General features: G+C 62.5%; 4 protein-coding genes and 1 riboswitch. Of the genes, 1 reads left to right on the forward strand and 3 read right to left on the reverse strand.

What is annotated here, in order from left to right; genetic code table 11:
• Positions 1-79: 79 nt before the first annotated feature.
• Complete coding sequence (gene ahcY / locus RMO57_RS09870) at positions 80-1,450, reverse strand: adenosylhomocysteinase (RefSeq protein ID WP_310386162.1); 1,371 nt, start codon at positions 1,448-1,450, stop codon at positions 80-82.
• 107 nt (positions 1,451-1,557) lie between these two features.
• A riboswitch (S-adenosyl-L-homocysteine riboswitch) is annotated at positions 1,558-1,668 on the reverse strand.
• Positions 1,669-1,738: 70 nt separating this feature from the next.
• Here ahcY and RMO57_RS09875 point away from each other — a divergent pair.
• Positions 1,739-2,536 carry an HAD-IIB family hydrolase gene (locus RMO57_RS09875; protein WP_310386163.1) on the forward strand — a complete coding sequence of 266 codons (798 nt, stop codon included), beginning with the start codon at positions 1,739-1,741 and terminating at the stop codon, positions 2,534-2,536.
• 17 nt (positions 2,537-2,553) lie between these two features.
• Here RMO57_RS09875 and RMO57_RS09880 read toward each other — a convergent pair whose 3' ends face one another.
• Together RMO57_RS09880 and RMO57_RS09885 are read right to left on the reverse strand one after the other, a co-directional pair.
• Positions 2,554-3,618: a PEP-CTERM sorting domain-containing protein gene (locus RMO57_RS09880; RefSeq protein WP_310386164.1), complete on the reverse strand. Its 1,065-nt coding sequence runs from the start codon at positions 3,616-3,618 to the stop codon at positions 2,554-2,556.
• Positions 3,619-3,817: 199 nt separating this feature from the next.
• Complete coding sequence (locus RMO57_RS09885; protein WP_310386165.1) at positions 3,818-4,915, reverse strand: DNA glycosylase AlkZ-like family protein; 1,098 nt, start codon at positions 4,913-4,915, stop codon at positions 3,818-3,820.
• Positions 4,916-4,944: the final 29 nt, after the last annotated feature.

The raw sequence follows: 4,944 nt of genomic DNA on the forward strand, positions 1-4,944 counted from the left end.
GCGTTCAAACGGTCCGCCAACCCGATCAATAACGGTAGTGATCGGGTTTGAACGGACCATTCATGTCGATGCCGAGATACTATGCCTGGGCTTCGGTCATGCGCGTCAACTGCGCGCCGAGTGTCTTAAGGTGCAGGCTCGCGACTTTCTCGTCGAGGTGCTTGGGCAGCACGTACACCTTCTTCTCGTACTTGCTGTTGTGCGAGAAAAGCTCGATCTGGGCGATCACCTGGTTGGTGAACGAGCTCGACATGTCGAAGCTCGGGTGGCCGGTGCCGCAGCCGAGGTTCACGAGGCGTCCCTCCGCGAGCAGGATCAGCCGCTTGCCGCTCGGGAAGATGATGTGGTCGACCTGCGGCTTGATGTTGTCCCACTTGTATTGTTTCAGGCTCGCGACGTCGATCTCGGAATCGAAGTGCCCGATGTTGCACACGATCGCGTTGTTCTTCATCCGCTGCATGTGCTCGAGCGTGATCACGTCGATGTTGCCCGTCGCCGTGACGAAGATGTCGGCCTTGTCGCAGGCGTATTCCATCGTCACCACGCGATAGCCTTCCATCGCGGCCTGCAACGCGCAGATCGGATCGATCTCGGTAACCCACACCTGCGCCGACAGCGCGCGCAGTGCCTGCGCCGAGCCCTTGCCCACGTCGCCATAGCCGGCGATCACGGCGACCTTGCCGGCGATCATCACATCGGTGGCGCGCTTGACGGCGTCCACCAATGACTCGCGGCAACCATAAAGGTTGTCAAACTTGCTCTTGGTGACCGAGTCATTGACGTTGATGGCGCGGAACAGCAACTCGCCCTTGGCCGACATTTCCTGCAAGCGGTGCACGCCGGTGGTGGTCTCTTCGGTGACGCCCAGGATCTCGGCGCTCTTGCGGGTGTACCAAGTGCCGTCAACGGCGATCTTGGCCTTGATGGAAGCGAACAGCACGCGCTCTTCTTCGCTGCCCGGCTTGTCCAGTACGCTCAGGTCCTTCTCGGCCTTTTGGCCCAGGTGCATCAACAGCGTGGCGTCGCCGCCGTCGTCCAGAATCATGTTCGGGCCTTCGCCGGGCTCACCCTTGGCGGCAAAGTCAAAAATGCGGTGGGTGTAGTCCCAATAGTCGGCCAGCGTCTCGCCCTTGTAGGCAAACACCGGCGTGCCGGCGGCGACCAGCGCGGCGGCAGCTTGGTCCTGGGTCGAGTAGATATTGCAGGATGCCCAGCGCACTGCAGCGCCCAGCGCCTGCAGCGTTTCCACCAGCACGGCGGTCTGGATCGTCATGTGCAGCGAGCCGGTGATGCGCGCGCCCTTGAGCGGCTGCGTCGTCGCGTATTCCTTGCGGATCGCCATCAGCGCGGGCATTTCGCACTCGGCGATATTCATTTCCTTGCGGCCCCAGGCGGCAAGGCTCAGGTCGGCAATATGGAATTGGTCTTTGGACAGGGTGGTGGCAGTCATGGCGAGCTCTTTCCTTCATGCAATCTATGAAGCCGCTGCCGTCAGTGCATGGGGGGTTGTGGCCAGCCAAGAGCTTGGCTGGCAGCGATCACCCACGCGAAAACGTCAGCGGGTGAGCGCGGTTGCAGGTTCTGCTGGCCATTGAAGCCGGATGCGGAACTTTTCCGAGCCTGGCCTGGGAGTTTGTGTACTCGCAGGTTGCAACGCTCCTCGGAACAGCCCGAATTCTAGCCGCAAGCTGAATTTCGATACGTGGAGGAGTGCCGAGATTGCGGACAATTCCGCCCTATGCAGCCTTTCCGCCTTTGCCCACCCGAGCGTTTGCGCAACCTGCGCGGCGTGTTGACCGATATCGATGACACGCTCACAAGCGGCGGCGCGATTGCCCCGGCCGCGTTGTCGGCGCTGCAGGCCTTGAGTGACGCCGGTGTGCCGGTGATCGCCATCACGGGCCGGTCGAGCGGCTGGAGTGAGCCTTTCGCCCTGGCTTGGCCGCTGCTCGCCATCGTGGCCGAGAACGGTGCCGTGATGCTGCGTCGCGATGCAAAGGGCCTGCTGCGGCGCGAGTTCAGTCAAGCTGATGAGCAGCTACGACATGCCAATTTCGAGCGGCTACAGGTCTGTGCGGCCGCTGTGTTGCGGCGCGTGCCGGGCGCGCGCTTGGCCGCCGACTCGGCCGGCCGCTTGACCGATATCGCCATCGACCACAGCGAGTTCGCGCATCTGGATGCCGCGCAGATCGCGGCGACCTGCGCCGTGATGCGCGAGCATGGCTTGGTGGCCACGGTCAGCTCCATCCACATCAATGGCTGGATCGGGGAACACAATAAATGGACGGCCGCCGCGTGGGCGGTGCCGGCGCTGCTGGGCGAGAGTTTTGACGCGCAGCGCTGGCTGTACATCGGCGACTCGGCCAATGATCAGCTGCTGTTCGAGCGCATGCCCCTGACGGTCGGCGTGGCCAATATTGCGCGGTGGGCGCCTCAGCTGCGGCATCTGCCGAGCTATGTGACGCAGGCCGAGCGCGGCGATGGGTTTGCCGAACTGGCGCGCGCGGTTTTGCATGCGCGCGCCAGCAAGTGCTGATCAATCAGCCAGGGGTTTTAGCCGCGGCGACGGCGTACCAAGAAGCCCATCGCGGCCAAGCCGGCCAACATCAGCGCATAGCTCGACGGCTCAGGTACCGGCGGGTTGAAGCCGCCGCCGTTGTTGCTGAAGTCCCAGTTGGTGTTGATGTCGTCGGCCGTGGCGGAATAGGTCACATTGCCATAGATCTGGCTGGTGCCGCCCAGTCCCGCCTGCTCCGCACCTGACTCCAGCATCGACTGAAACGGCAGCTCGATGGAGCTGATGTAGCCGGTATGCGAGAAGTCCGATTCGGCGTTCACGTAGGCCTGCGACCACTGGTTCAAATCGATGTTGAAGACAGTCCCATATTGAAACAGCAGCTTCTTATAGGTGGTGCGGCTGCCGGTCCAAGTCGGATCGCCGGAGTTGGTGCCGATTTGGAAGCTGCTGGAAAAACTGACGCCGGCCAGGTCAACGAAACTGGAGCGCAATTGCCCGTTGCCGTAGGCATAGCCGTCGACCATGTCCGAGGTGGTTCCTTGCAGGGTAAAGCCCACCAAAATGGCACCGTAACTGCCCTTGGGGCGGTGCGGCGTAGATTCGATCAAGAACTGTTGGTTCCAGCTCGCACTCGCGTAGCTCCACAGCTGGCTGTTCGGCGACGAGGCAGTTTCACCGAGCGCATTGACGGTGGTCGACGTGGTCTTGGTGCGCAGGCGCAGACGGTCCGCTTCGGCTTGAGCGGCATAGGAAAAACCGTACTGGCCGTCGCTGGTGACGATGTTGTAAATCGGATCGGTGCTGGTCTGACCTGCCGCGATGGTGTAGTTGACGCTGGCCAAACCTGAGCTGGTATTGCCCAGCGGGTTGTTCCAGTTGTACTGGGAATCACTTGGGCCCTGCAATGTGAAGCGGACATCGCCCAGCAGTGGGCTGGAATAGCTGGTGTCGATGTTGCCCTGGACCCAGCCGGAACTTGAAAAATATAGCGGCACGGCGGCTGCCGGAAAAGCCGCCGCCAGGGCCAAAAGGCTGGCGGCGAACGGGCGGGTGTACGAGGCCTGCGGCCGGACCAAACGAGACTTTGCTGATGACAACATACGGTGCTCCCAAGATCGGTGGCCTGCTGGAATTCCGCGCTCCGAATGAGCCGGTCGCCGTGTAGGCCGTGTCAAAGCTGGCCCGATGCCAGAGCGGCGATTGAATCATTGGGCCAAATGGAGTGTCAACGCGTAACGGCTTACTTCCCATGACCTAGGGGGACAAAAAACGCAGGAAATGACGGGGCTTTGATCTCCGTCAAGAAACGCTCAAACCCAGGAATGTCGACATGCGCGCCAGCTCAGCGTCAAGAGCGAGTTGCAGCTCCCGGTCCTGCTGCGCAGCAGGTTCTACAAAGCCGAACTGTGCCTGCAATCCGCCGTTCAGGACCGACAGGTTTGCCCAGCCCACCATCTGTCCTCGCCACAGCATTGGCAGCGCGTAATAGCCGAGTTTGCGTTTGGGTGCTGGCGTGTAGGCCTCGAACCGGTAGGCCCAGCCCCACAGCAATTCGAAGCGCAGGCGGTCCCACACGATGGGGTCAAAGGGTGCCAGTAGTCGCAGCTCATCATCCAGCCGCCAGCGTTTGGCGGCGGGGTCTTCCCCGTCGGGCCAGAGCCAGCTCACGCCGGCTACCTCTGCACTGGGCAGCGCCTTGCGAGCGTGCGCCAAGGCGTGCTTGATCTCGGCGCCAAGATGGGGTGCGCCATAGCCCAATAGGCTGCAAAGGGCCCCAAGGCTGCGTGAGGGCAGCGGTGCGTATTTGGCCAGCACCAGATGCAGCAGTGCATCTGCTTTGGCTTGCGGGCTGCGCTCGTCCTCGGGATGCTGCACCGCGGCATAGATGCGCTGGCCGGCCTCGCGCTCGTGAACGCGCAAGAGGCCCCGGTAATGCATGCCGTCCAGCAGCTGGGTGGTGGCATTGCTGTTACCGCCCCAGGCATTGCGGGTGCTGCCCAGATTGATATGGGCCTGGATCTCGCGCGGGTGACTGGGCCCGCGGGCGCTGACAAAGTTCAGAATCGCCTCGGCCTGCTCTTGCGTCTTGGCGTCCCAGACGCGCCGCGCGATGCGTGGATGCATCAGATGCAGATGCTCTCGGGGCAAGAAGCCGTAATTGACCAAACAGTCTTCTTCGACGGCCAGCTTGGCATAGCGGCGCTCCAACTCCCCGGCCCGGTAGTCCTTGACGCGCAGCCGCAGGGTCAGGTCTTGCGCTCGCGCCGGGGCGCGGATGGGGTCGGCCTGCACAAAGCCCAGTTTTCTGATGGCAGCGGGCAGGGTGGTCGGGGTGAACAGGCTGCGGGCGATGGCGTAGCGGCGCAGGTCCGCGAGTTTGATGGGGCGAGCGGGCATTTAAACGTGTCTGTGCGGATGAGCGGTAC

Source organism: Roseateles sp. (assembly GCF_031397715.1).
GTDB lineage: Bacteria > Pseudomonadota > Gammaproteobacteria > Burkholderiales > Burkholderiaceae_C > Paucibacter_A.